Origin of the sequence: Streptomyces antioxidans, assembly GCF_000968685.2 — a bacterium.
Taxonomy (GTDB): Bacteria; Actinomycetota; Actinomycetes; order Streptomycetales; family Streptomycetaceae; genus Streptomyces; species Streptomyces antioxidans.
On sequence record NZ_LAKD02000040.1, the window covers coordinates 15,600 to 41,109 of the forward strand.

Annotated in this window: 19 protein-coding genes; 8 read left to right on the top strand and 11 right to left on the bottom strand. The window is 69.0% G+C overall.

Annotated elements, in window-relative coordinates:
• The first annotated feature begins 6 nt into the window (after positions 1-6).
• From VT50_RS16170 to VT50_RS16190, 5 genes are all read left to right on the top strand, one after another.
• Complete coding sequence (locus VT50_RS16170; RefSeq protein WP_046085109.1) at positions 7-516, top strand: Jag family protein; 510 nt, start codon at positions 7-9, stop codon at positions 514-516.
• Positions 517-625: 109 nt separating this feature from the next.
• A complete protein-coding gene (rsmG, locus tag VT50_RS16175) occupies positions 626-1,339 on the top strand; it encodes a 16S rRNA (guanine(527)-N(7))-methyltransferase RsmG (protein WP_046085108.1) in 714 nt (237 codons plus the stop codon).
• A gap of 280 nt (positions 1,340-1,619) precedes the next feature.
• Positions 1,620-2,708: a ParA family protein gene (locus VT50_RS16180; RefSeq protein ID WP_075200288.1), complete on the top strand. Its 1,089-nt coding sequence runs from the start codon at positions 1,620-1,622 to the stop codon at positions 2,706-2,708.
• Entirely contained in the window at positions 2,705-3,850 is a 1,146-nt protein-coding gene (locus VT50_RS16185; RefSeq protein WP_046085106.1) for a ParB/RepB/Spo0J family partition protein, read from the top strand. Before VT50_RS16180 ends, VT50_RS16185 begins: the two co-directional genes overlap by 4 nt.
• 326 nt (positions 3,851-4,176) lie before the next feature.
• Positions 4,177-4,794 carry a GNAT family N-acetyltransferase gene (locus VT50_RS16190; protein WP_037954609.1) on the top strand — a complete coding sequence of 206 codons (618 nt, stop codon included), beginning with the start codon at positions 4,177-4,179 and terminating at the stop codon, positions 4,792-4,794.
• A 121-nt stretch (positions 4,795-4,915) separates the two neighbouring features.
• On the opposite strand, the gene trxA is transcribed toward VT50_RS16190, so the two are convergent.
• The 7 genes from trxA to VT50_RS16225 form a co-directional block, all read right to left on the bottom strand.
• Positions 4,916-5,245: a thioredoxin gene (gene trxA / locus VT50_RS16195; RefSeq protein ID WP_046085105.1), complete on the bottom strand. Its 330-nt coding sequence runs from the start codon at positions 5,243-5,245 to the stop codon at positions 4,916-4,918.
• A gap of 42 nt (positions 5,246-5,287) precedes the next feature.
• Positions 5,288-6,238 carry a thioredoxin-disulfide reductase gene (trxB, locus tag VT50_RS16200; protein WP_046085104.1) on the bottom strand — a complete coding sequence of 317 codons (951 nt, stop codon included), beginning with the start codon at positions 6,236-6,238 and terminating at the stop codon, positions 5,288-5,290.
• 151 nt (positions 6,239-6,389) lie between these two features.
• Entirely contained in the window at positions 6,390-7,385 is a 996-nt protein-coding gene (locus tag VT50_RS16205) for a hypothetical protein (protein ID WP_046085103.1), read from the bottom strand.
• The gene (sigM, locus tag VT50_RS16210) at positions 7,382-8,071 is read right to left on the bottom strand and encodes an RNA polymerase sigma factor SigM (RefSeq protein WP_046085102.1); all 690 of its coding nucleotides are present in this window, start codon (positions 8,069-8,071) and stop codon (positions 7,382-7,384) included. The genes VT50_RS16205 and sigM overlap by 4 nt, the downstream gene beginning before the upstream one ends.
• Before the next feature lie 36 nt (positions 8,072-8,107).
• On the bottom strand, positions 8,108-9,823 hold the full coding sequence (locus VT50_RS16215; protein WP_046085101.1) for a protein kinase family protein: 1,716 nt from the start codon (positions 9,821-9,823) through the stop codon (positions 8,108-8,110).
• 110 nt (positions 9,824-9,933) lie between these two features.
• The gene (murJ, locus tag VT50_RS16220; protein WP_046085100.1) at positions 9,934-12,330 is read right to left on the bottom strand and encodes a murein biosynthesis integral membrane protein MurJ; all 2,397 of its coding nucleotides are present in this window, start codon (positions 12,328-12,330) and stop codon (positions 9,934-9,936) included.
• 48 nt (positions 12,331-12,378) lie between these two features.
• Positions 12,379-14,736: a DUF6049 family protein gene (locus VT50_RS16225; protein ID WP_046085099.1), complete on the bottom strand. Its 2,358-nt coding sequence runs from the start codon at positions 14,734-14,736 to the stop codon at positions 12,379-12,381.
• 197 nt (positions 14,737-14,933) lie between these two features.
• Between VT50_RS16225 and VT50_RS16230 the strand changes: the two genes are divergently transcribed.
• Positions 14,934-16,424 carry a CCA tRNA nucleotidyltransferase gene (locus tag VT50_RS16230; protein WP_046085098.1) on the top strand — a complete coding sequence of 497 codons (1,491 nt, stop codon included), beginning with the start codon at positions 14,934-14,936 and terminating at the stop codon, positions 16,422-16,424.
• Between the two features lie 5 nt (positions 16,425-16,429).
• Here the strand turns inward: VT50_RS16230 and VT50_RS16235 are convergent, their stop codons facing one another.
• The 3 genes from VT50_RS16235 to VT50_RS16245 form a co-directional block, all read right to left on the bottom strand.
• Positions 16,430-17,770, bottom strand: a complete 1,341-nt coding sequence (locus VT50_RS16235) for an MFS transporter (protein WP_046085097.1) — start codon at positions 17,768-17,770, stop codon at positions 16,430-16,432.
• A gap of 85 nt (positions 17,771-17,855) precedes the next feature.
• A complete protein-coding gene (locus VT50_RS16240; RefSeq protein WP_046085096.1) occupies positions 17,856-18,938 on the bottom strand; it encodes an inositol-3-phosphate synthase in 1,083 nt (360 codons plus the stop codon).
• A gap of 49 nt (positions 18,939-18,987) precedes the next feature.
• On the bottom strand, positions 18,988-19,710 hold the full coding sequence (locus VT50_RS16245; protein WP_046085095.1) for a PadR family transcriptional regulator: 723 nt from the start codon (positions 19,708-19,710) through the stop codon (positions 18,988-18,990).
• Between the two features lie 357 nt (positions 19,711-20,067).
• Here VT50_RS16245 and VT50_RS16250 point away from each other — a divergent pair, with 357 nt between their 5' ends.
• Together VT50_RS16250 and VT50_RS16255 are read left to right on the top strand one after the other, a co-directional pair.
• Entirely contained in the window at positions 20,068-22,725 is a 2,658-nt protein-coding gene (locus VT50_RS16250) for a transglycosylase domain-containing protein (protein WP_075200287.1), read from the top strand.
• Between the two features lie 214 nt (positions 22,726-22,939).
• Positions 22,940-24,424, top strand: a complete 1,485-nt coding sequence (locus tag VT50_RS16255; RefSeq protein WP_046085094.1) for a glycosyltransferase family 87 protein — start codon at positions 22,940-22,942, stop codon at positions 24,422-24,424.
• 51 nt (positions 24,425-24,475) lie between these two features.
• Here the strand turns inward: VT50_RS16255 and VT50_RS16260 are convergent, their stop codons facing one another.
• Complete coding sequence (locus VT50_RS16260; RefSeq protein ID WP_046085093.1) at positions 24,476-25,507, bottom strand: alanine racemase; 1,032 nt, start codon at positions 25,505-25,507, stop codon at positions 24,476-24,478.
• Between the last annotated feature and the right edge of the window lie 3 nt (positions 25,508-25,510).

The window sequence follows — 25,510 nt, forward strand, 5'->3', positions numbered from 1 at the left end:
CCATCCGTGACGGAAGGCACCACCCCGGCAGCCGAGGGTGTCGACACCCTGACCCGCCTTGAGCAGGAAGGGGAGATCGCGGCCGACTACCTCGAGGGGCTGCTGGACATCGCGGACCTCGACGGCGACATCGACATGGACGTCGAGGCCGACCGTGCAGCGGTGTCGATCATCAGCGACTCGACCAGCCGTGATCTGCAGAAGCTGGTCGGCCGCGATGGCGAGGTGCTGGAGGCCCTTCAGGAGCTGACCCGCCTCGCGGTGCACCGGGAGACCGGTGACCGCAGCCGGCTGATGCTCGACATCGCCGGATACCGGGCCCGTAAGCGTGCCGAGCTGACCGAGCTGGGCACCAAGGCGGCCGACGAGGCGAAGGGCACCGGTCAGCCGGTGAAGCTCAAGGCGATGACGCCCTTCGAGCGGAAGGTAGTGCACGACGCGGTGGCCGTCGCCGGGCTGCGCAGCGAGTCTGAGGGCGAGGAGCCCCAGCGCTGTGTGGTCGTGCTTCCGGTCTGAAGCGGTTCCGCCTCGTGATCCACACGGCCCCGTCTGCCCGCAGACGGGGCCGAATCTTGTCAGCCTTACATCATCGTGCAGCAGTGTTCGGTACGGAAGGACGGTCCCCGTGACGGAAGCAGCGGAGCTCCCCCCGGCGCCCCCCGAGGCAAGGGACGTATTCGGTGACCGCTTCCCGGAGGCCGTCCGCTATGGCGAGCTGCTGGCGGATGTGGGAGTGACCCGTGGGCTGATCGGCCCGCGTGAGGTGCCGCGGCTGTGGGAGCGGCACCTGCTGAACTGCGCCGTGCTCTCCGAAGTGGTGCCCGAGGGGGTCACTGTCTGCGATGTGGGGTCGGGGGCCGGGCTCCCGGGTATCCCGCTCGCCCTGACCCGTCCCGATCTCCGGATCACGCTGCTGGAGCCCCTGCTGCGCCGGACCAACTTTCTGCGGGAAGTGGTGGAGCTGCTGGGGCTGGAGCATGTGACGGTGGTGCGCGGCCGTGCCGAGGAGGTTCTCGACAGGCTGACCCCGATGCATGTGGTGACGGCTCGGGCGGTGGCCCCGCTGGACCGGCTGGCCGGCTGGGGGGTTCCGCTGCTGCGCCCGTACGGGGAGATGCTGCTGCTGAAGGGCGACACCGCCGAGGAGGAGCTGAAGCAGGCCCGGGCCGCGCTGGGCAAGCTGGGCGTGGTGGGGACCTCGGTGCTGCATGTCGGTGAGGGAGTGGTGGACCCGCTGTCCACGGTGGTGCGGGTCGAGGTCGGGGAGAGCCCCGGAGGTGTGCGCTTCGCGGCGAAGCGGGCCAAGGCGGCTCGCCGGTCGCCGCGCCGTCGGCCCTGAGTCACGTGGATTGCTCCATGGTCGCGGCTTAGACGCATTGCTGCATGGCCCTGACTCAGGGGCATTGCTCCATACAAGCTGGCAAAACTACACATACCGGAGTGTCGCGACCCATCGACGAGGCCTCCCGTGCATCGTGTTTCACGTGAAACGTCGCTCCCTGCTGCATGGAATCATCAGTCGCGGTCGTGCGGCGGCCTCGCCCCGCGACCGCCGACCCCGTATGAACGTGGATTCATCCACAGGAGAACGGGCCTCGCTGGTTCACGACCCCAAAAGCATGGCAGGCTCTGCTTATTGCGAGCCTGATGTCGAGGAGAGTGAATCCTTGCGGTCCGACGCCAACATCGCGGGGCCGATGACCGATCCGGTCCCCGGCCCCCGTACCGAATCGCCGGGGGAGGATGTTTCACGTGAAACGCCGCCTCCGATGGACGACACCCCCATCGGCCGTGCAGCCCAGCTGGCGGTCGAAGCCCTGGGTCGCGCCGGTGAGGGGCTGCCCAGGCCGGAGCAGACCCGGGTGATGGTGGTCGCCAACCAGAAGGGCGGGGTCGGAAAGACCACGACCACCGTCAACCTGGCCGCCTCGCTCGCCCTGCACGGCGGTCGTGTGCTGGTGGTCGACCTCGATCCACAGGGCAACGCCTCGACGGCGCTGGGGGTCGACCACCACGCCGAGGTCCCATCGATCTATGACGTGCTGGTCGACAGCAAGCCACTGTCCGATGTGGTGCAGCCGGTCCCGGATGTGGAGGGCCTTTTCTGTGCTCCGGCCACGATCGATCTCGCCGGCGCGGAGATTGAGTTGGTCTCTCTGGTGGCGAGGGAGAGTCGGCTCGAGCGGGCCATTGAGGCCTATGAGCAGCCGCTGGACTACATCCTCATCGACTGCCCGCCCTCGCTGGGCCTGCTGACGGTCAATGCGCTGGTGGCCGGCGCGGAGGTGCTGATCCCGATTCAGTGCGAGTACTACGCACTGGAGGGGCTGGGGCAGCTGCTGCGCAATGTGGATCTGGTGCGGGGTCATCTCAACCCCAAGCTCCATGTCTCTACGATCCTTCTCACCATGTACGACGGTCGCACCCGACTGGCCTCCCAGGTCGCCGACGAGGTGCGAAGCCACTTCGGCGGTGAGGTGCTTCGGACGAGCATTCCCCGGTCGGTGCGCATCTCCGAGGCCCCCAGCTATGGGCAGACCGTCCTCACCTATGACCCGGCGTCGAGTGGGGCGCTCTCCTATCTGGAGGCGGCCCGCGAGATCGCCCTCAAGGGTGTCGGCGTGCAGTACGACGCCCAGTACGCCCATGCCTTGCCCGAGCTCAGCCAGCACGACCAGCACAGCAGCATGCAGGAGGGGATTCAGTGAGTGAGCGACGCAGAGGACTGGGCCGTGGGCTCGGTGCCCTGATTCCTCCCGCGCCGAAGGGGGCGGACAACGCCGCGTCCTCGGCGGGGGCGGGAACGGTCACGACGACCGGGGCCACCACCTCACCGACCGCGGTCCCGGTGCTCACCCAGGAGCGCGGAGTGGCGGCGGCGAAGGTGGCCGGACTGGCCGCGACCACCGTTCCACAGGAAACCGAGCCCGCGCCGCCGGAGCAGGGGCCCGAGGCCGTAACCGCGGAGGCGATGCCGGAGGAGGTGGCCGGAGCCCATTTCGCCGAGCTGCCGCTGGACTTCATCACTCCCAACCCGCGGCAGCCCCGTGAGGTCTTCGACGAGGACGCGCTGGCCGAACTGGTCACCTCGATCCAGGAGGTCGGTCTCCTCCAGCCCGTCGTCGTACGGCAGTTGGCCCCGGAGCGCTATGAGCTCATCATGGGCGAGCGGCGCTGGCGGGCCTGTCGTGAGGCCGGGCTGGAGAAGATCCCCGCGATCGTCCGGGCCACCGATGACGAGAAGCTTCTCCTCGACGCGCTGCTGGAGAACCTTCACCGGGCTCAGCTGAATCCGCTGGAAGAGGCGGCGGCGTATGACCAGTTGCTGAAGGACTTCAACTGCACGCATGACGAGTTGGCCGACCGTATCGGGCGTTCGCGTCCGCAGGTCTCCAATACGCTGCGGCTGCTGAAGCTCTCCCCGTCCGTCCAGCGCAGGGTGGCGGCCGGGGTCCTCTCCGCGGGCCATGCCCGGGCGCTGCTCTCGGTGGATGACCCCGAGGAGCAGGACCGGCTGGCCCATCGCATCGTCGCCGAGGGGCTTTCGGTGCGTGCGGTGGAGGAGATCGTCACCCTGATGGGGTCGCGCTCGGGCGGTACGACAAAGCCCAAGAGTCCCAGGGCGGGCGCGAGGGTGTCCCCCGCGCTCACGGATCTGGCCTCACGTCTCTCTGATCGGTTTGAGACGCGGGTGAAGGTCGACCTCGGTCAGAAGAAGGGAAAGATCGTCGTCGAGTTCGCCTCAATAGAGGATCTTGAGCGGATCCTCGGCTCGCTGGCCCCCGGTGAGGGACCGGTGCTGGAGCAGCCGCTCTCCCCCGAGGACGAAGCGGTGGACGAGGACGAGTGAGGCGCTGCCCGTGCGGCCATCGCCGTACGGAAGGGCAGCGCGGGGCGGGTCGCGTTCCGACATGGTCGGAAGGCGACCCGCTGTTTGCCTAAGGGCGGTATCGGTGCAATCTCGGCACGGCTACGATGCGGTCAGATAGGGCGGATCCATGTGGAGGCGCCGCATATGGAGGGCAGGGCCATGCGATCGGTGAGCCGCACCGGACTGTTGGCCACAGGATTGGGCCTGGGAGCTGTCGGCGGTTTCGTCGGCAGTCTGCTCAGGGAGCGTAGTGCGCTGTCAGCCGCCCGTGGTGCGGCTGGCCACGGAAGTGAAGGACTGGCTTCATGGGGCGTCGGCTCGTACCGCTCACGTTGGACAACCTCCCGGACATCCCCAAGCGCTGTCGCGCATGTGTCTTCTGGGAGCTCGACCCGGTCAGCGGCGAAGCAGCCGTAAGGGCCGGGCGGCCGGAGCTGGAGAAGGAGGCATGGATCTCCGCCGTTCTGCTGGAGTGGGGATCCTGCGGCCGGGTGGTCTATGTCGATGAGGTTCCGGTGGGCTTTGTGCTGTACGCGCCTCCGGCGTATGTGCCGCGCTCCACGGCCTTCCCGACCAGTCCGGTCGCGGCGGATGCCGTCCAGCTGATGACGGCATGGCTGATGCCCGGATACCAGGGGCAGGGGCTGGGCCGGGTGATGGTGCAGACCGTCGCCAAGGATCTGATCCGCCGGGGCTTCAAGGCGGTGGAGGCGTTCGGGGACGCCACCTGGAAGGAACCGGCGTGTGTGCTGCCCGCCGATCATCTGCTGGCCGTGGGCTTCAAGACCGTACGGCCGCATCCGCGCTACCCCCGGCTCAGGCTGGAGCTGAGGACGACGATCTCCTGGAAGGAGGATGTCGAGCTGGCGCTGGACCGGCTGCTCGGCGCCGTCCAGAAGGAGCCCGCGCTGCGGCCGCTGTAGCGGTTCCACGTGAAACGCCAAGGGCTCGGCTTTCACGTGAAGGGCCCAGGTTCCACGTGAAACATGGAGGGGCTGCCCCGATGGGGCAGCCCCTCCATGTATGAGGCAACGCGTGGCGTGCTCAGCCGATGAAGTCGGCCAGGTCGCGCTCGATGGCGGCCTTGGGCTTGGCACCGACGATGGTCTTGGCGACCTCACCACCCTGGTAGACATTGAGCGTCGGGATGGACATCACGCCGTACTTGGCGGCTGTCGCCGGGTTCTCGTCGATATTGAGCTTGGCGATGACGATCTTGTCGGGGTGCTCGGCCGCGATGGCCTCCAGGGAGGGGGCGATCTGGCGGCACGGACCGCACCAGGCGGCCCAGAAGTCGACGAGTACCGGCTTGTCGCTCTTGAGGACCTTCTCCTCGAAGTCGGCGTCCGTCACGGTAACCGTGGGACCGGCCATGGCAATCTCCTTAGTGAGTTGGTGCAGAGGTGGGAAGCGGAGTCAGACGGTGGCGTCGCCCTGGCCCAGCGAGGCGAGGTACCGCTCGGCGTCCAGTGCCGCCGAGCAACCCGTGCCGGCCGCGGTGATCGCCTGACGGTAGGTGTGGTCCACGACATCGCCGGCGGCGAAGACACCGGGCAGGTTGGTCCGGGTGGTGGGCGCGTCCACCTTCAGGTACCCGTCGTCGTCCAGGCTCAGCTGGCCCTTGAACAGCTCGGTGCGCGGATCGTGGCCGATCGCGATGAACAGTCCGGTGACCGGCAGCTTGGATGCCTCGTCCTTCTTGACGTCGCGGATCGTGAGACCGGAGAGCTTGCCCTCGCCGTGGATCTCCTCGACCACGCTGTCCCAGACGAACGAGATCTTCGGGTCGGCGAAGGCCCGCTCCTGCATCGCCTTGCTGGCCCGCAGGGTGTCCCGGCGGTGGACCACGGTGACCGACTTGGCGAACCGCGACAGGAAGGTCGCCTCCTCCAGAGCCGTGTCACCGCCGCCGATGACGGCGATGTCCTGGTCCTTGAAGAAGAACCCGTCACACGTGGCACACCAGGAGACACCGCGGCCGGAGAGCTCGTCCTCGCGCGGCAGCCCCAGCTTGCGGTGCTGAGAGCCGGTGGCCACGATGACCGTCTTGGCCCGGTGGACCGTACCGGCGGAGTCGGTGACGGTCTTGATCTGCTCACTGAGGTCGACCGCGGTCACGTCGTCCGGAACGAGCTCGGCGCCGAAGCGCTCGGCCTGGGCCCGCATGTTGTCCATCAGATCGGGACCCATGATCCCGTCCCGGAAGCCCGGGAAGTTCTCCACATCGGTGGTGTTCATGAGAGCACCACCCGCGGTCACGGAGCCCTCGAAGATCAGCGGCTTCAAGGAAGCACGGGCGGTGTAGAGCGCGGCCGTATAGCCCGCGGGCCCGGAACCGATGATAATCACGTTGCGGACGTCGCTCACGGATGTCTTCCTTGTCTCTGCCGACTGCCGGACTGCTGACTGGGCGGGCGGCTCCGGGTCCCCCCGGAATTCCGCTGCCACCCCACCCAACGGATCCTACGGGTCAGGCATTCCCGAGCGCTGTCAGGCAGGGCCCCATGTGCGGTGCGCCTCAGCGGCGCGGATAGGTCCGGGTCACCAGAAGCTCCCCGGGGGACGACGGACGCGCCGAGACACACGACGCGTCGATCACAAAGGCGTCGACGCGTGAGCTGTCGGAGGGGTGCGGGAGGACGACGATATAGGCACTCTGGCCGTCGTAGGTGTCCTGCTGTGCCGCGAGCGCGGGCTCCTTGCGGCCGGTGCCGCTCTGTACGCAGGAGGGCACCTCAGGGTCGTCGTCGGCGCGCAGCGGCACATCGGGTGAGTTGCCCTGCCCGGTGACGCCGTCCGACGCGGTGGACTTCCGGTCGGCCAGCAGCTCGTGCACGCGGTCCTTGAGCGTGCCCGAGGAGAGGGTGGCCTTCGCGGTGGAGCTCTGGCTGGTGTGCGCCTGGGGGTCGCCGTCGCCGTGATCGCCGGAGGAGCCGCTTTGGAGGAAGAAGGATCCGATGCCGATCACCGCGGCGGCGCATGCGCCGCCGAGGACGGCCTTGCGCCAGCGGCGGGCGCGGCCGGTGCGGGTGCCGGGTCCGGTGGAGCTCCGTCCGGGCCCGGTGGCCCCACGGGGACGCCCGGCGGGCCGGTCCGCCGCGATGGACGGCTTGGCCGTGGTGGGCTCTGCGGTGCCGGTGCCGGTGCCGGTGCCGGGGTCGCTGGAGGCGTCATCGGCCGTTTCACGTGAAACGGCCGTGGGCGCGGCGGCCGGGTCAGGAGTTTCACGTGAAACATCGGCCCGGCGCTCGGGGGCGGTCGCGTCGAGAAGCGCTTCGGCGGCCAGGGCCGCATCGATGCGGCCCGCGATCTCGGCGGGCATCCGTACCGGCCCGGGAAGGGTCCCCAGCAGGGAGCGGATCTCGTCCAGGGACTCCCATACATCCGTACAGAGCACGCAGCTCGCGAGGTGAGTGCGCACATCGACGGCGCGGGACGGAGAGAGCAGACCCTCGGTGAGTGCGGAGATCTCCGCGACTTCAGGGTGCTCTTCCGTGTCCGTCGAGGATGTCACGCTCGCCCACCTCCGCCCTTCACGGCATCTGTGTCGTTCGGTCCTGCCGTCGGTGGGACGGACGTCCCCTGCGTCCGGTTCCTTCCCATGGCCGAGGGTGAGCTACCCCTCCCGCTGGGGTGGAGATGTGAGAGGAGGGGCAGCAGCCGTGCGCGGCCCCGGGCGCAGCGGCTCTTTACGGTGCCGGTGGGAACGTCCAGGACCTTGGCCGCCTCCGCGACCGGGTAGCCCTGCATATCGACCAGCACCAGGGCCGCGCGCTGCTCGGGAGGGAGGGTGCGCAGCGCCTGGAGCAGTTCGCGGTGGAGATCACCGCGCTCGGCGGGGGCTGCGGCCGACTCATGGGGTTCCAGAAGCTGCTCGAGCCGTTCGGTGTCGTCGACGGGGGAGGTGCGACGAGAGGCGGCCTTGCGTGCCCGGTCCAGACAGGCGTTGACCGTGATGCGGTGCAGCCAGGTGGTCACGGCGGACTGGCCCCGGAAGGTGTGGGCGGCGCGGTAGGCGGAGACGAGCGCGTCCTGGACCGCGTCGGCGGCTTCCTCACGGTCGCCGAGGGTGCGCAGCGCCACCGCCCAGAGTCTGTCGCGGTGGCGCCGCACTATTTCGCTGAAGGCGTCCGGGTCGCCGTCGACGTGCCGGGCGAGGAGCTCGCCGTCGCTCGCTCCGCCGATGGTGGCGTCGTCCAACGTTGAGCCCCTCCCCTCTCGGCCGACCGTAGAGGGTCAGCCCTTGACCTTGATCTCCGAGATGCCGCCACGGTAGCGATCGGGGGTGCTGGCCGGAAGCTCCGTGATGTGGACCAGGACGTATCGCGTCCGTACCGGCTTGTCGAGAACGGTGGACAGCTTCTTCCCGACGCTCTTCAGATCGGTGAGGTGCTTGGAGAAGGCGCTGAGTGAGGTGGGCTCGGAGGACGAGGGATCGGCGGCGAGGACTTCTACCTTCTGCCCGGTGCTGTAGAAGTCGATGTCGAGGCTCGAGACGCTTTTGGCGCTGCCGAGGTCGACGACGATGCCGCTGCCCTGCTTGCGATTGGGCAGGTTACCGAATTTTGGGTAGTCGTAGAACAACTTGGTCACCCAGGCGGTGGCCGCATCGCCGTCGACGGCGCCATTGACCTGGTCCGGGGCGAAGGGCCTGTCCAGCGGCGAGAACTCCGTGGCGCCCTCGATGCTGAGGGGCTTGCCCGTGGGCTTCTGGGCCTTACCGTCGTCCTTCTCACTGGTGGATCCGCCCGGGCTGGACTTGTTCTCCTCCTTGAGGAGGGTGTCCGCGAGTTGCCAGCTGCCGAGGCCGAGAGCGGCGATCAGAAGGGCGGAGACGGTCCACTTGAGGGCCTTGCCCGTACGGCTCTGCAGCGGTGGCGGAGGCGGCACGGGAGCGGCCGGACGGGCCGGGTGCGCGGTGCCCCCGCGGTTCGGCTGCTGGCCGTACACACCTTGTTGGTACGTCGTGCGCTGGTATGCCTGGGAAGGGGCGAAGGCGGGCTCCGGCGGCCTGATGCGCGGCATCGCCGCGACGGCCTTGGCCAGCTCCTCGGGGGTGGTGCAGGGCTGGTCCTGACGGGAGGCGGTGGCTCCGTCGTTGACCAGCGCGCGCATCGCGAGCTCGGACAGGCCGCGGTGCACTCCGGCACGGACCTGGTCGGGGGCGATCAGGCCCACGCCCTTGGGCAGCCCGGAGAGGCCGTAGGCGTCGGTCTCGTAGGGCCAGCGCTGAGTGAGCGCCGCGTACAGCAGCGCGCCGATCGCCTCGGTGTCGGTGCGCTGGGGGTGGTCGACGCTGATACCGCGCAGGGCGGCCATGACGGCCAGCCCGCGGATGCGGTACTGACCGGACTCGGTGCGCAGCACGGAGCCTGGGTTCAGCCGCAGATGGGCCAGGCCCTCGCGGTGGGCGGCGGCCATGGCCTGGGAGACCTGGCTGACGAGTTGGTACGCGTCGTGCGGCTCGAGGGGCCCGGCGGCCAGCACGGCGGTGAGCTCGGTGGCGTCGGGAAGCCACTCATGGACGACATAGACGAGGTCGTTCTCCTCGACGGCGTCGAGGACCTGGACGAAGCGGGGGTCGCCCAGCAGGGCCGCGGAGCGGGCGGCGGCGAGCACCGATCTGGCGCGCGGATGGTCCGCGGGAACGACATGCACCCCGACGGCGCGCCGCAGTTTCTCGTCCACGGCACGCCAACTGCTGAATCCGTCCAGACGGGTGACGCACTCCTCCAGACGGTAGCGTCTGGCCAGCTTGTGGCCGCTGTGTAGTTCGAGCGGGTTCGTTTCGGCCGCGGCGCCCTTGTCGTCGGTGACCGCGGCCTCTGTCCCCTTGCCGGCCTTCTGTTTCGTCCCCGCCCCGTCGGCCGTGGCCTTACCCGCCTTGGCGGTCAGCGGCTCCTCTCCACCGCTGTCGGCCACGTCGACGGCAGCCGTGCTCCGTTCCGCCACCGTCGTTCCTGCCTCCCCATCCGTTGCGCCTACTCCGAGCCAAGACAATTGTGCCCACAGTCCGCCGCTATGCACGACACACGGTGGCGGACGATGGTTGTGCTCAATGATCAGCGTCCGAGTCGTCCGCGCACCATACCGACCATGGCCGTCAGCTCATTAACGCGCATCCGTTTCGCAGCAATGTAGAAGACCGCGATAAGAACGAGACCGCCGCCGAGCAAAGCCGCTACGGAGCCGACGACGCCCATTCCGAGGGTCTGCATGATGGTGTAGGCCGAGCCGCCGCCCAGGAGGGCGGCGGGGATGCTGGCGCCGACGAGCCGGGCGTAGGTGCGTACGACGCGGGGGCCGTCCAGATCGCCGCCCAGCCGGTGGCGCAGCCGCTTCCAGGCCACGCCCACGCCGATGGCGTAGGCGAGGCCGTAGGCGGCGGCCATACCGGCGACGGCCCAGCGGGCGGGGAGCAGGAGATAGGCGAGCCCGGATCCGGCGGCGTTGACGGCGGCGATGATCACTGTGTTGTAGAAGGGGGTGCGGGTGTCCTCGTAGGCGTAGAAGCCGCGGAGGATGACGTACTGCACGGAGAAGGGGATCAGCCCCAGGCTGAACGCCATGAGGATGTAGCCCATGGAGACGGCCGCATCGGTGCCTGACGCGCCGAACAGCAGCGTGCACATGGGGATGCCCAGGGCGATGAAGCCGAAGGCGAGCGGGACGATGGCGACCGCGGAGGTGCGCAGCCCCTGCGAGATGTCGTCGCGGACCGCCCCGGCGTCCCCGTCGTGGGCCGACCGGGAGATCCGGGGCAGCAGCGAGGCCATGACGGAGACGGTGATGATCGCCTGTGGCATGCCCCAGATGAGCTGGGCGCTGGAGTAGCCGACGAAGCTCATGCCCGGTGCGTTCTGGTTCTCGGCATCGGCACCGGCCGCGGTGGACAGCTGGGTCACGACCAGCACGCCCGCCTGGTTGGCCAGGACGAACAGGACCGTCCACTTGGCCAGCTTGGCGGCCTTGCCGAGGCCGTGGCCGCGCCAGTCGAAGCGCGGCCGGAAGCGGAAGCCGGTGGCACGCAGATAGGGGAACATCGCCAGGGACTGGACGATGAGCCCCAGCAGGGTGCCCATGCCCAGCAGCCGGATGCCCTCGGCGGTGATGGTCGTGGTGTCCATCTTGGAGCTGCCGGCGGTGCCGAACACCCAGATGAACAGGCCGAAGGTGAAGATTATGACGATGTTGTTCAGGACGGGGGTCCACATCATCGCCCCGAACCGGCCCCGGGCGTTGAGGATTTGGCCGACCACCACGTGAATGCCCATGAAGAAGATGGTGGGCAGGCAGTAGCGGGCGAAGGTGACCGCGACCTCGTTGTCGGCGGGGTTGTCCGCGATGGTCGGCGACATCACGCGGATCAGCACCGGCGCGGCGATCACGGTCGCCGCGACCAGGAGGCCGAGCACCACCATCACCAGGGTGAGCAGCCGGTTGGCGAATGCCTCGCCGCCGTCGTCGTCCTCCTTCATCGCGCGTACGAGCTGGGGGACGAAGACGGAGTTCAGACCGCCGCCGATGGTGAGGATGTACACCATGGTCGGCAGCGTGTACGCGAGGGCGTAGGTCGAGCCGAGGGTGGCCGCGCCCAGGCCCGCGAGGACCACCATCTGCCGGACGAAGCCGGTGAGCCGGGAGACCAGGGTGCCCGCGGCCATCAGCGCGCTGGACTGGAGCACGCTGGACGCGCGGCCCTTGCCCCCTGAGGGCTTCTTCGGCTCGGGCTCGGCCGCGGGGGCGGTCACCACCGGGGCGGCCACCGTGGGGGCGGCGGCCGTCGCGCCCGCGGACTCGGATCTGGGCGGCCCGGGGACCGGTGGCTGCCCCTGAGCGGGCGCCTGGCCCTGGGGGCGGTTCGCCGGGGCCTGTGCGTAGCCCTGGCCCCGCGGGTAGCCCTGGCCCTGGCCGGGCCGGGGCTCATAGGGCTGCTGATCGCGGTAGAGGTGCGCGAAGGCGTCCCGCTGTGGCCGCTCCCCCGCGCCGTGGCCGCCGCCGGGCGCCGGATGGCCCTGGCCCTGCTGACCGGCGGTGTACGGCTGCTGTGCCGTGCCCTGCTGACCGGCGGCGGCCTCGGGGGACCAGACGCGCGGGTCGGGGCCCTGCGGCATGGGGGGCTGCTGGTAGTACTGCTGCTGGTGGCCGTCCTGCCGCGGTGCGTGGGAGGAGTGCCGGTCATACCGGGGGTCCGTCAGCGGATCGTGGGGGTACCGCTCCTGCGTCGGATACGGGTACGGCGTGAAGCTGCCCGTCGCGTACGCGTCGTCCAGATACGGGTCCGGCGCGTAGTACTGCTGGCCGTACGACTGGCGCGGATCGGCCGCGGAGGCCTGGTGGGCGTCGCCCAGATACGGATCCCGCTGGTGCGGTTCCTGCCCGTAAGGGTCGTGGGGGCCGTGAGGGGACGGCTGTGGCGGCGGTGGCACTCGGCCGTCACCGTCATACGGCGCGTTCATCGCTACCCCACCTCATCGTCCACTGCGGCCCACTGGCCCCGGCATTGGTCAATGGTCCACTTTCTCACCCGAGCCGGACGGGCCAGCGCTTTGCGATCCGGTGTCCGCCGCCGGGTCACTCGGCTGCCCGGGCAGGAGGGCGCCGGCGGGGTCACTCCGGTCGGTCTCCGGGGCCTCGCTGTCATCCTCATCCGGTCCGTCCGCCTCCTCGGCGTCTTCCCCGTCCCCGCCGTCCTCACCGCTCCTGGCGGCAGCGCGCTTGCGCTGGATATAGATCCGGACACCGGCGAGGACCAGCAGCAGCACACCGCCGGCGATCACCAGAATCACGGTCGACGTGATTTCGGTGACATTCACCTCGAACAGCATCTTGTCGCCGTACGGCTGGCCGTCCGGGGTGTAGAGCTGCGCCGAGACCCACACCGGGCCGTTCGCGTTGGCCGTGGTCCCGAACTTCACGGACTGGCTGTGGCCGCCCTCCACATTGACCAGCTGGGGGTCGCTGACCGTCAGCCGGTTGCCCTGCTGGGATTCGAGGACGAGCCGCAGGTCGACGCCCTGCACCAAGTTGTTCTGGACGGTCACCGGGACGGTCGCGCTGCGCCCGGAGAGGGTCATGGCCGACTTCGGGACCAGGCGCACCTTCTTGGTGAGCCCGGAGAGATAGGTCTGCACATCGTGCCGGAATCCGGCCGCGTTCCGCGCCTCGCTGCGCCACGAGGTCGACATCTCGCGCATGATCGCGTTCCCGAAGGGGGTGACCACCCGGTATTTGGCGTTCAGGATCGGCTCGAAATTGTCCAGGGTCTTCTGGGTCTTCTGGACGCTGTCGAACGCCTCGGTGGGCAGCTCCCGCGCGCGCAGCGACCGGGGGTAGGTGCGGGTGCTCGGCACCCGCTGGGTGGCGCCCGGGTCGGGCTTGGCCTTCGCGGCCTGCCCCAGGCCCAGCGGCTGTGTCCACTGTCCGGAAAGCCCCTCCAGGGCCGCCGCCATCGACTGCGCCTGGCTGGTGGTGGGCGTCCGCTGGGGGGCGACCACGATGCTGCGCTGCTTGTCCGGCGCCTGGAGGTTGATCATCTGGCTCTGGGCCAGGAACCGCTGGATGGCGAGGGTGGAGTTCTCCGCCTTGGACATGTCGCCGGTGAAGGCCGTCGACAGCCGCGCGTCGGCGACCACCGCCGTATTGCCGCCGCCGATCTGGCGGGCCGCGGTGGGGGTGTAGGAGAGCCCCCCGGTCTCGCGCAGGCTGTCGCTGCGGGCGATGACGTTGTGGGCGCCCGCGGAGGTGGCGACGTCCACGATCGAGGAGTCGACGGCGCCGTCGACGGGCCAGGCGAAGTCCGTGCGCGGCCGCACCCCGAGGATGGTCTCCACGGCCTTCGAGGCCAGTTCGGTGGCGGTCTGGAGGTGGCTGAGGGCGCCGGAGACGTTCTTACCGCGGTGGGCGAGCGAGGCGAGGTCGGGGTCGGCGAACGGCAGCGCGATCACCTGCTTGCCGTCCACGGCCTTCTGGAGGGAGTCCAGCCACTGCTTGGCGACGGTCTGGCCGCGGCCCGCCCTGGTCCCGTTGCCCGAGGGGTTCTGGACCTCGTACTTCTTGGTCATCGCGTCGACCGTGGCGAGCAGGTCGGGGTCGACCACCCAGGTGATGGGCAGGTTCTTCCCCAGGGCGACCATCTGCTGCAGCCGGCCGCCCGGGGCCAGCTCCTTGACCAGGCGGTCGTCCCGGAAGATCGGGGTGCGGTCCTCGTCGTTGTCCGTGCGGGCGGTCACATGGGTGGCGGAGACCAGCGGCCACAGATAGGTGAGCTGGGACTTCTTCGGGGACGGGCCGGACTGCCAGGGGAGGAAGGTCCGCTCGATGCCCAGCACCTGCGGCCAGGGCTGACGGGAGGTGCCACCGGTGAGCGAGACGCCGAGTTGATAGACGCCGTTCTCCCCCAGGTGCAGCTGATCCACCGGTATGGAGAGGGAGAAGTCACGGCTGGTGCCTGCCGCCAGCTTGCCGATCTTCTTGGCGTATTTGCCGTCGATCTCGGTGCCGTCGAGTCCTTCTGAGTAGCCGGTGCGGTGGGCGGTGCTGTCGATCGCGTTGCGGCCGCTCATGGTCGGTCCGACGCGGAGGCCCACCCGAGCTCCTGAGACCGTGCCCCTGGTGTCGTTGGTGACGGTGCCGCTGACGGTGAGGGTGTCGCTCTTCTTCGGCGCGGTGGGGGTCAGCGAGGTGATGGAGACGTCCACCGATCGCGAGCCCGTGGCCCTGCTCTCGGCGTGGGCGGTGGGTGCCGCCGGAATCTGTGTCAGGCCCGCGAGCATCGGCGCCGCGGCCAGCAGGGCCGCCGTGCGCCGCAACCATCGCCGGGCACGAGCGGAAGTTGTCCCCCGGAGGTCTGCCGCATCGGCCACGCGCTCGCCCGTCCCTCGTCGTCAGTGGTCGTCAGTGGTCGTCTGTCGTCAGTGGTCGTCGCAGTGTGCGTCCACGAAATGGTAACGATGCCCGCTGTGACGAAGTGCTGTGGATGGCTCCACAAGATCGTTACGCAGTGGTGGCCCCGTCTGGGGGTGGAGTCTCGGGGGCGCACGGCCACGTACCCTGTTCTGTTGTGCCGAACGCCAACAATGACAGCCGATCCCCGCAGTCGACCAACGAGCTCAGCCAGGTGCAGCGCCGCGCCGTGGGCGAACTCCTGCGGGTCTCTCCCGTTGCCGACGATCTTGCCCGCCGTTTCCAGCAGGCCGGTTTCCGCCTGGCCCTGGTCGGCGGGTCGGTACGGGACGCGCTGCTCGGACGGCTCGGTAACGATCTGGATTTCACGACGGACGCACGGCCGGACGAGGTATTGAAGATCGTACGGCCCTGGGCGGACGCGGTCTGGGACGTCGGCATCGCCTTCGGCACGGTCGGCTGCCGCAAGGGCATGTCGTCAGGAAGCGGTTCGGATCAGTGCTTCCAGATTGAAATCACGACTTATCGGTCAGAAGCCTATGACCGGACATCTCGGAAGCCCGAGGTGTCCTACGGCGACTCCATCGAGGAGGACCTGGTCCGTCGGGACTTCACGGTCAACGCGATGGCGGTGGCGCTTCCGCAGAAGGAGTTCATCGACCCGCACCGCGGTCTGGAGGACCTTGCCGCCCGGGTGCTGCGCACTCCGGGGACGCCCGAGGAGTCCTTCTCCGACGATCCGCTGCGGATGATGCGTGCCGCCCGCTTCGGGGCGCAGCTGGATTTCGAGGTGGCCCCCGAGGTGGTCGCCGCGATGACGGAGATGGCCGAGCGTATCGACATCGTCTCGGCGGAGCGGGTGCGTGATGAGCTCAACAAGCTCGTCCTGGCCGACCACCCCCGCCAGGGACTGCGGCTGCTGGTGGAGACCGGACTCGCCGATCGCGTCCTGCCGGAGCTTCCGGCGCTGTGCCTGGAGCGGGATGAGCACCACCGCCACAAGGATGTCTACGAGCATTCGCTGACGGTGCTGGACCAGGCTATCGATCTGGAGACCGAGGGCCCCGATCTGACGCTGCGGCTGGCGGCGCTGCTGCATGACATCGGCAAGCCCAGGACGCGCCGGTTCGAGAAGGACGGCCGGGTCTCCTTCCATCACCACGAGGTGGTGGGGGCGAAGATGACCAAGTACCGGATGACGCGGCTCAAGTACTCCAATGAGCTGATCAAGGATGTCTCGCGCCTGGTCGAGCTGCACCTGCGCTTCCATGGCTATGGCACCGGGGAATGGACCGACTCCGCGGTCCGCCGCTATGTCCGTGACGCCGGGCCGCTGCTGGACCGGCTGCACAAACTGACCCGCTCGGACTGCACCACGCGCAATCGGCGGAAGGCGCTGGCGCTCTCGCGTGCGTACGACGGCCTGGAGGAGCGCATCGCCCGGCTGCAGGAGCAGGAAGAGCTGGATGCGATCCGCCCGGATCTGGATGGCAACGAGATCATGAAGATCCTCGGTATCCCCCCGGGGCCACAGGTCGGCAAGGCGTATAAGCATCTGCTGGAGCTGCGGCTGGAACATGGCCCCATGGAGCGGGACACCGTGATCGCCGCGCTCCAGGAGTGGTGGGAAGCCCAGCCGGAGGACTGAGCCCCTTACGTTTCACGTGAAACATCGACCCGCTTGGGGCTCTGCCGGTCATGTTTCACGTGAAACCTCACCAGGACCGCGGTGACCGCGTAGAGTAGCGCCACACAGATCAGCAGCGCGGCCGATCTGCCGTCCGGCGGCAGTATCACCGCGGCGACTGCCGCGGCTCCCACGAACGCGACATTGAACAGCACGTCATAGAGGGAGAAGATCCGCCCGCGGAAGTCATCGGCGATGGCGGACTGCACCACGGTGTCGGTGGCGATCTTCGCGCCCTGGGTGATCAGCCCGAGGACGAACGCGGCGATCAGCATGGGAGCGGGTTCGAAGGGCAGTCCCAGCCCCGGCTCCAGGACGGCCGCGCTCCCCGCGCACACCATCACCCAGGAGAGCCGGCCGTCCGGCTGGGAGGACGGCATACGGGCGGCGAGCCGGGCCACCGCCCAGGGTGTGATCACGGCCGCCGCGAAGAAGCCCGCACCCGAGACACCGACGGCCAGCCCCAGAAGCGCGAGGCCCTCGGACTCGGTATCGGCCCATGCGTAGCGGCAGAGCATCAGCACCGTCACCGTGAGCGCTCCGTAGCAGAAGCGCATCAGCGTCATCGCGGTCAGTGCCACGGTGGGATCCCGGCGCTCCAGCAGATGGCGTACGCCCGCGACCAGGCCCCGCGCGGTGCTCATCAGGGCCGCGGAGAGACGGGGTTGAAGGGCCGCGGGGTCTGGCCCCAGCAGACCCGGGGCCATCAGCAGGGCCGTGAGTCCGGCGATGAGATAGAGCACGGCGCCCAGCAGAACGACCAGCGCGTCCGAGGAGGTGCCTCCCGGGCCCGACAGCCGGACGATGAAGGCGAGGCTCCCCCCGGCCGTGGCGGCGAGCGTTCCGGCCGTGGGCGAGAGGGAGTTGGCCATGACCAGACGTTCCTGGCTGTCCACGACGCGGGGCAGGGCCGCCGAAAGACCGGCCAGCACAAAGCGGTTGACGGCCGTCACCGACAGGGCCGAGACATAGAAGAGCCACGCCGGCACCTGACCCAGCACCAGCACGGCGGTTCCGACCGCCAGCCCCGAGCGCAGCAGATTGCCGTAGAGCAGCACCTGCCGTCGGCGCCAGCGGTCCAGCAGCACCCCGGCGAAGGGGCCGAGCAGGGAGTAGGGGAGGAGCAGGACGGCCATGGCGGAGGCAATGGCCGCGGCGGAGGTCTCCTTCTCCGGGGAGAAGACCACATAGGTGGCGAGCGCCACCTGGTAGACGCCGTCGGCCGACTGGGAGAGCAGCCGGATTCCCAGGAGGCGGCGGAAGTCCCGCAGTTGCAGCAGTACGCGGAGATCACGCACAACAGGCATGGCGTCAGCCTCACACACCACACGGGCCTCCGGGTGTATTACCCGGAGGCCCATGATCACGCGGCGGGAATCAGCGCATGGCGCTTCAGCGCTCGACCTCGCCCTTGATGAACTTCTCCACGCTCTCCCGCGCCTCGTTGTCGAAGTACTGCACCGGCGGCGACTTCATGAAGTACGAGGAGGCCGAGAGGATCGGGCCGCCGATGCCGCGGTCCTTGGCGATCTTCGCGGCACGCAGCGCGTCGATGATGACACCCGCGGAGTTCGGGGAGTCCCACACCTCGAGCTTGTACTCCAGGTTCAGCGGGACATCGCCGAACGCGCGGCCCTCCAGGCGGACATAGGCCCACTTGCGGTCGTCCAGCCAGGCCACGAAGTCCGAGGGACCGATGTGGACGTTGTCGGCGCCCAGCTCACGGTCGGGGATCTGGGAGGTGACGGCCTGGGTCTTGGAGATCTTCTTGGACTCCAGGCGCTCCCGCTCGAGCATGTTCTTGAAGTCCATGTTGCCGCCGACGTTCAGCTGCATGGTGCGGTCCAGGATGACGCCCCGGTCCTCGAACAGCTTGGCCATCACGCGGTGGGTGATGGTCGCGCCGACCTGCGACTTGATGTCGTCACCGACGATCGGCACCCCGGCCTCGGTGAACTTGTCCGCCCACTCCTTGGTACCGGCGATGAAGACCGGGAGCGCGTTGACGAAGGCGACCTTCGCGTCGATGGCGCACTGGGCGTAGTACTTGGCGGCGTCCTCGGAGCCGACCGGGAGGTAGCAGACCAGAACGTCGACCTGCTTGTCCTTGAGGACCTGGACGACGTCGACCGGGGCCTCGTCGGACTCGTCGATGGTCTGGCGGTAGTACTTGCCGAGTCCGTCGAGCGTGTGGCCGCGCTGGACCTGGACACCGGCGGTCGGCACGTCGCAGATCTTGATGGTGTTGTTCTCACTGGCGCCGATGGCGTCCGCGAGGTCCAGGCCGACCTTCTTCGCGTCCACGTCGAAGGCGGCCACGAACTCCACGTCCTTCACGTGGTAGTCGCCGAACTGCACGTGCATCAGACCCGGCACGCGGGTGTCCGGGTCGGCGTCCTTGTAGTACTCGACGCCCTGCACCAGCGAGGCGGCGCAGTTGCCCACACCGACGATGGCTACACGAACCGAACCCATTCCGGTTGCTCCCTGTGTGTACTGGACGAGGCCCCGCGGATGCCGGGCCTCACTTGGCGGTGTCATCGGACGGATCCGGCTGGGAACCACCCCGGTGCCGGGGCGGGCCGTCCGCATCTTCTGACTGGTCCTGTGACTGGTCCTGCTGTGGCGGCCGGTCCTCGTCCCGCTCGGTCGTCCGGTCCTGCCCGGCGGTGCCGTCGCGCCGATCGCGCCCGGCCCGCTCGCTCTCGATCAGCTCGTTCAGCCAGCGCACCTCGCGCTCCACCGACTCCATTCCGTGTCGCTGCAGCTCGAGGGTGTAGTCGTCCAGGCGCTCCCGGGTGCGGGCCATGGCGGCGCGCATCTTGTCCAGGCGCTCCTCCAGGCGGCTGCGCCGCCCTTCCAGCACCCGCATCCTGACGTCCCGTGACGTCTGGCCGAAGAAGGCGAACCGGACGCCGAAGTGCTCGTCCTCCCAGGCGTCCGGCCCGGTGTGGGAGAGCAGCTCCTCGAACCGTTCCTTCCCCGCCGCCGTGAGCCGGTAGACGATCTTGGCCCGGCGGCCGGAGAGGGGCGCCGAGAGAGCGTCCTGGGAGGCGATACCGGATTCCTCGATCAACCAGCCGTTGGCGACCAGCGTCTTGAGGCAGGGATAGAGACTGCCGTAGCTGAACGCTCGGAACACCCCGAGGGAGGTGTTGAGCCGCTTCCGCAGTTCGTATCCGTGCATCGGCGACTCGCGCAGCAGGCCGAGGACGGCGAACTCCAGGACGCCGGAGCGTCTGCTCATTCCCCGCCTCCCCTCTCGTTCGGGCCCGCTATGTCGAGCTGATGTATCGACTCGATACATCAAGACGATAGAACCGTGCTCGGGGTGGGACAAGAGGGACCACGGTGAAGGCCGTCACATCATCAATTCGAGACACTCAATCTGACGGTTATGGAGTGAAGGTGACGGCTGGGCGGGTTTTGACCGTGCGTACTCTGTTCGCCATGCAGACCTATGGGAACCAAGTGACGCCGCGATGCGTCCTCGTCCCGGATGCAGTGCGTCCGGTTGCCTGGTGCGACCGGTTCGCACATTGGGGGGACCGGAAGCCATCTGCCGCTTTCAGGCGATAGCGCCTGCCCGAGGAGAAGTCGTTCCATGAGCGAGCACCGTCGCAAGCCGCCGCAGCCCCAAGGTGGCGGACGAGCAGCGGCCCGGCGAGCCGGACAGCAGTCGTCCGGCCGCCGCGCAGCACCGACGCACAACGCCGCAGCCGGGTCGGGCGCCACCCCGCAGGGGGAAGAGCGTCCTTACGGGGGCCGCGCGGCGGCCCGCCGGGCCGCCCAGCGCAGCGGTGGCCGTAGACGAGGATCCGAGGCGAGCTCGGCCGGCGCGGGCCATGGCGGTCGCGGAGGCGGCCGGCGGGGGACCGGCGGCGGCCAGGGGGGCGATGGGCGCCCCGGCAAAAAGCGCTTCATCGACTATCCGCGGGGCGGGCGGTCGGGTTTCCGGCGCTGGATCCCGTCCTGGAGGCTGGTGACGGGGACCTTCATCTTCTTCTTCGCCGTGCTGGTCGGCGCCGTCGGCATAGGTCTGTGGCTGGTGGAGGTGCCGACCGCCCAGGCCGCGTCCCAGACCCAGAAGAACGTCTACTACTGGGCGAACGGCAAGCAGATGGTGGTCTCCGGCGGTGGTGACCTCAACCGTCAGATCGTCCCCCTCAGCAAGATCCCCAAGTCCATGCAGAACGCGGTGATCTCCGCGGAGAACGCCAGCTTCTACGAGGACAGCGGCGTCGACCCGATGGGTATCGCCCGCGCGGTCGTCAACATGGCGAAGGGTGGAGCGACCCAGAGTGGTTCGACCATCACCCAGCAGTTCGTGAAGAACACCTACCTGGACCAGTCACAGACGCTCACGCGCAAGGTCAAGGAGCTGTTCATCTCCATAAAGGTGGGCGCGACCAAGGACAAGGACTACATCCTCGGGAGCTATCTGAACACCGCGTACTACGGGCGCGGTGCCTACGGCTGCCAGGCGGCCGCCCGCGCCTACTTCGACCAGGACTGCGCGAAGCTGACGCCCAGCCAGAGCGCCTTCCTGGCCGCGACGCTCAACGGCCCCAACCTCTACGACCCCAACGGCGGCTATGGCGCCGCCGCCACCAAGGAGGCCAACACCAAGCGCGCCAAGCAGCGCTGGGAGTGGACTCTGCGGCGTGAGGTCGCCACGCACAGGATGAGCAAGGCCGAGGCCCAGAAGTGGATCGGCAGAGACTTCCCGATGCCACAGGACCCCAAGGTGGCCACGAACAAGCAGGGCCAAATCGGCTACCTCACCGATCTCGCGGACAACTACATCGTCGCCAACACCGGCATCAACAAGTCACAGTTGGACAAGGGCGGCTATCAGATCCACACCACCTTCGACCAGAAGAAGATCGGTGAGCTGACCCGGGCGGTCGAGAAGGTCTCCAAGGAGAACATCAAGCCGAATGACCGCGCCGTGGACAAGCACGTCCAGTTCGGCGGCGCCTCGGTGGAGCCCAAGACGGGCAAGATCGTGGCCATCTACGGCGGCAAGAACGCCCTGGAGCACTACCGCAACAACGCCGACTACACCGGTGTTCAGGTGGGCTCGACCTTCAAGCCCTTCGTGATGGCCGCCGCGATGACCAATGGCGCCCGCGATCCGAAGGGCCAACGGGACCAACCCGATTCCGAACGCACCCGGGTCTCGCCGAGCAGTGTCTACAACGGCGACAACAAGGTGACCCTGCGGGACTACGACGGGACCGTCTGGCACGACAAGGACGGCAAGGAGTGGCACCAGCGGAACGACGGTGACGAGGACAAGGGCCCGATCAGCCTGCGCACCGCGATGCAGTATTCGGTGAACACCCCGTTCATCCAGCTGGGCATGGACGTCGGCACCGACAAGGTGCGGGACGCGGCCCTGAACGCGGGCCTCAGCAAGGAACAGCTGTCCTCGATCACCCCGACGTTCTCGCTCGGCACCTCCGCACCCAGCGCCATCCGGCTCGCCGGGGCGTACGCCACCTTCGCGGCCAGCGGTCAGCAGGCCGATCCGTACTCGGTGGAGCGGGTCGAGGACAAGAACGGCACCGTCTACGACCACAAGCAGGAAGCCGAGGTCAAGCGGGCGTTCGACTCGAACGTGGCGAACAACGTCACCGACGTCCTGGAGAACGTGGTCCAGCACGGCACCGGTACCTCGGCCAAGATCGGCCGTCCGGTCGCGGGCAAGACCGGAACCACCGACGAGAACAAGTCGGCCTGGTTCTCCGGCTACACCCCGCAGCTGTCCACCGCGATCGGCATGTGGCGGGTGAACGACCAGGCCAAGAGCCAGAAGTTCCTGTCCATGCGCGGTGTGGGCGGCCAGCAGACGATCCACGGTGCGTCGTTCCCGGCGGAGATCTGGGCCGACTACATGCGCGGTGCCCTGAAGGGCGTGCCGGCCAAGGACTTCCCCGCGGCCACCCCGATCGGCGAGAAGGTCTTCGGCGAGGACGCGAGCCCGAGCCCGACCCCGACGACCGAGAAGCCGACCGAGTCCCCGTCGGAGACGCCTACGGAGACTCCGACGGAGTCCCCCTCGGAGACGCCGCCCGGCAGCCCGACCCCGACCGGTACCTGTGACCCGCTGGATCTGGACTGCAACGACAACGGCGGCAACCAGAACGGAGGCGCGGACGGCGGCCCGGGAGATCCGTCCACGACGCCGACGACGGAGGATCCGGGCGGCCCAGGCGGCCTGTTCGGCGGCCCGTCCGGGGCCCGCAGGGAGGAATAGCCCACCGTCCCGTACGACCGTTCACCCCTCACCGGCCGCGCCGGAGCGAACCCGCTCCGGCGCGGCCGGCCCCGTTGCGGGCCTTGGACGGCCCTCTGCGCCTCTGGTACGCCTCGCCCCGGCTGGGTAGCCACCCGGGCGTCCGCGGCGCGCTCAGCGGCCGCTGGGGCGGTCCTGACTCCTCCTGCGGGGCCCGTGCGGCAGGATGGGGGCCATGAGCGTGCGCGACGACCCACAGGCCCAGCCCGTACGGCCGACGGCCGAGGACCCGGTGGCCGCCGCCGGCAGCGAGCTGATCGGTGGGCCGACCGGGCGCCGGGCCCTGCTCGGCACGAGCTGGTGGACCCCGGTGCGGATCGTGGCGATCGTCGCCATCGGCATGTTCGCCCTGGGCATGGCGCAGAAGCTGCCGTGCTACGACGGCGGCTGGTTCTACGGGGCCACCGCCCAGTACACCCACGCCTGCTACTCCGACATACCGCACCTCTACAACGGCCGCGGCTTCGCCCTCGACCTGGTTCCGTACTTCGACCGGATACCGGACAGCGTCTCGGGCGGGATGGAGTACCTGGAGTACCCGGTCCTCACCGGCCTCTTCATGGAGGTCGCCTCCTGGATGACCCCGCACGGCGGCTCCATCCAGGACCGGGAGCAGATCTACTGGCTGGTCAACGCGGGCATGCTGATGGTCTGCACCGCGGTCATCGCGGTCTGTGTGGCCCGTACGCACCGCCGCCGTCCCTGGGACGCGCTGCTGGTCGCCCTGGCCCCGGCCTTCGCGCTCACGGCCACCATCAACTGGGACCTGTTCGCCGTCGCCCTTACGGCCGCCGCCATGCTGATGTGGTCCCGCAGCCGCCCGCTGGCCGCCGGTGTGCTGCTGGGCCTGGCGACGGCCGCCAAGCTCTACCCCGGGCTGCTGCTCGGTCCGCTGCTGCTGCTCTGCCTGCGGGCGGGCCGGCTGCGGACCTTCTGGACGGCCGCGGGCGGAGCCCTGGCCGCCTGGCTCGTGGTGAACCTTCCCGTGATGGTCAGCACGCAGGGCGGTCCGCACATCCGCGACGGCTGGAAGATGTTCTACACCTTCAGCCAGGAGCGCCCCGTGGACTTCGGCTCCGTATGGCTGATCATCTCGCAGCGCACCGGGAACTCCCTGGAGGACGTCAACACCTACGGGACCGGTCTGATGGTCCTGGCCTGCCTCGGAGTGGCGGCGCTCGCCCTGTGCGCCCCGCGCCGTCCGCGCCTGGCCCAGCTGTCCTTCCTGATCGTCGCGGCGTTCGTGCTCACCAACAAGGTCTACTCACCGCAGTACGTGCTGTGGCTGATCCCGCTGGCCGCGCTGGCCAGGCCGCGCTGGCGGGACTTCCTGATCTGGCAGGCGTGCGAGGTCATGTACTTCCTGGGGATCTGGATGTACCTCGCGTACACGGGCAGCGGCGACCAGCACCGGGGACTGCCCGCGGAGGGCTATCAGCTGGCGATCGCCGTCCATCTGCTGGGGACGCTCTATCTGTGCGCCCTCATCGTCCGGGACGCGTTGGTGCCGGAGCGGGACCCGGTGCGCTGGGACGGGTCGGATGATCCAGGGGGAGGCGTGCTGGACCGTGCCCCCGACGCGTTCGTGCTCGGAGAGGCGCGGCGCGGGGCCCGCGCGGAGAGCGCGGCGCTGGTGGACTGGGGCGTCCACCGGGAGTGAGCCCAGGACCGGAACCCCTCCCGGCGGTGCGGAGCCCCACCCGCTGCGGGCTCAGCGGTCGAGCAGCCGGTCGAACTGCGTCGTGGTGTGCCGCAGATGGGCCACCAGCTGATCCCCCACCTCGGGTGCCTGGACCTCACTGGGCACGAACAGGATGGACACCTGCATATGCGGCGGCTCGGCGAACCACCGCTGCTTGCCCGCCCACACGAACGGCGAGAGATTGCGGTTGACGGTCGCCAGACCGGCGCGGGCGACCCCCTTGGCGCGGGGCATCACCCCGTGCAGCGCCTTGGGCGCCTCCAGACCGACGCCGTGCGAGGTGCCGCCCGCGACCACGACCAGATGGCCGTCGGAGGCGGCCTTCTGCTGGCGGTAGCCGAAGCGGTCACCCTTCGCGACCCGGGTGACGTCGAGCACCGAGCCCCGGTACTCCGTCGCGTCGTGGTCGCCCAGCCACAGCCGGGTGCCGATCCGCGCCCGGAAGCGGGTCTGCGGGAACTGCTGCTGGAGCCGGGCCAGTTCCTCGGCCTTGAGGTGGCTGACGAACATGGTGTGCAGCGGCAGCCGCGCCGCCCGCAGCCGGTCCATCCAGGCGATGACCTCCTCGACCGCGTCCAGGCCGTCGGTGCGGTCGAGCGGGAGGTGGATGGCGAACCCCTCCAGCCGGACGTTCTCTATCGCGGCGTGCAGCTTGGGCAGGTCCTCCTCGGTGACGCCGTGCCGCTTCATGCTGCTCATGACCTCGATGACCACGCGCGCGTTCACCAGGCCGTAGACGCCGTCGACCGACGAGACCGAACGGATCACCCGGTCCGGCAGCGGCACCGGCTCCTCACCGCGGCGGAAGGGGGTGAGCACGAGCAGGTCACCGCTGAAGAAGTCCTTCATCCGGGCGGCCTCGTACGTGGTTCCGACCGCGAGGATGTCGCTGCCGAAGCGGGCGGCTTCCTCGGCCAGCCGCTCATGGCCGAAGCCGTAGCCGTTGCCTTTGCAGACCGGGACTATCCCCGGGAACTGCTGGATCACCGTTTGCTGATGCGCCCGCCAGCGAGCGGTGTCGACGTAGAGGGTGAGCGCCATTGA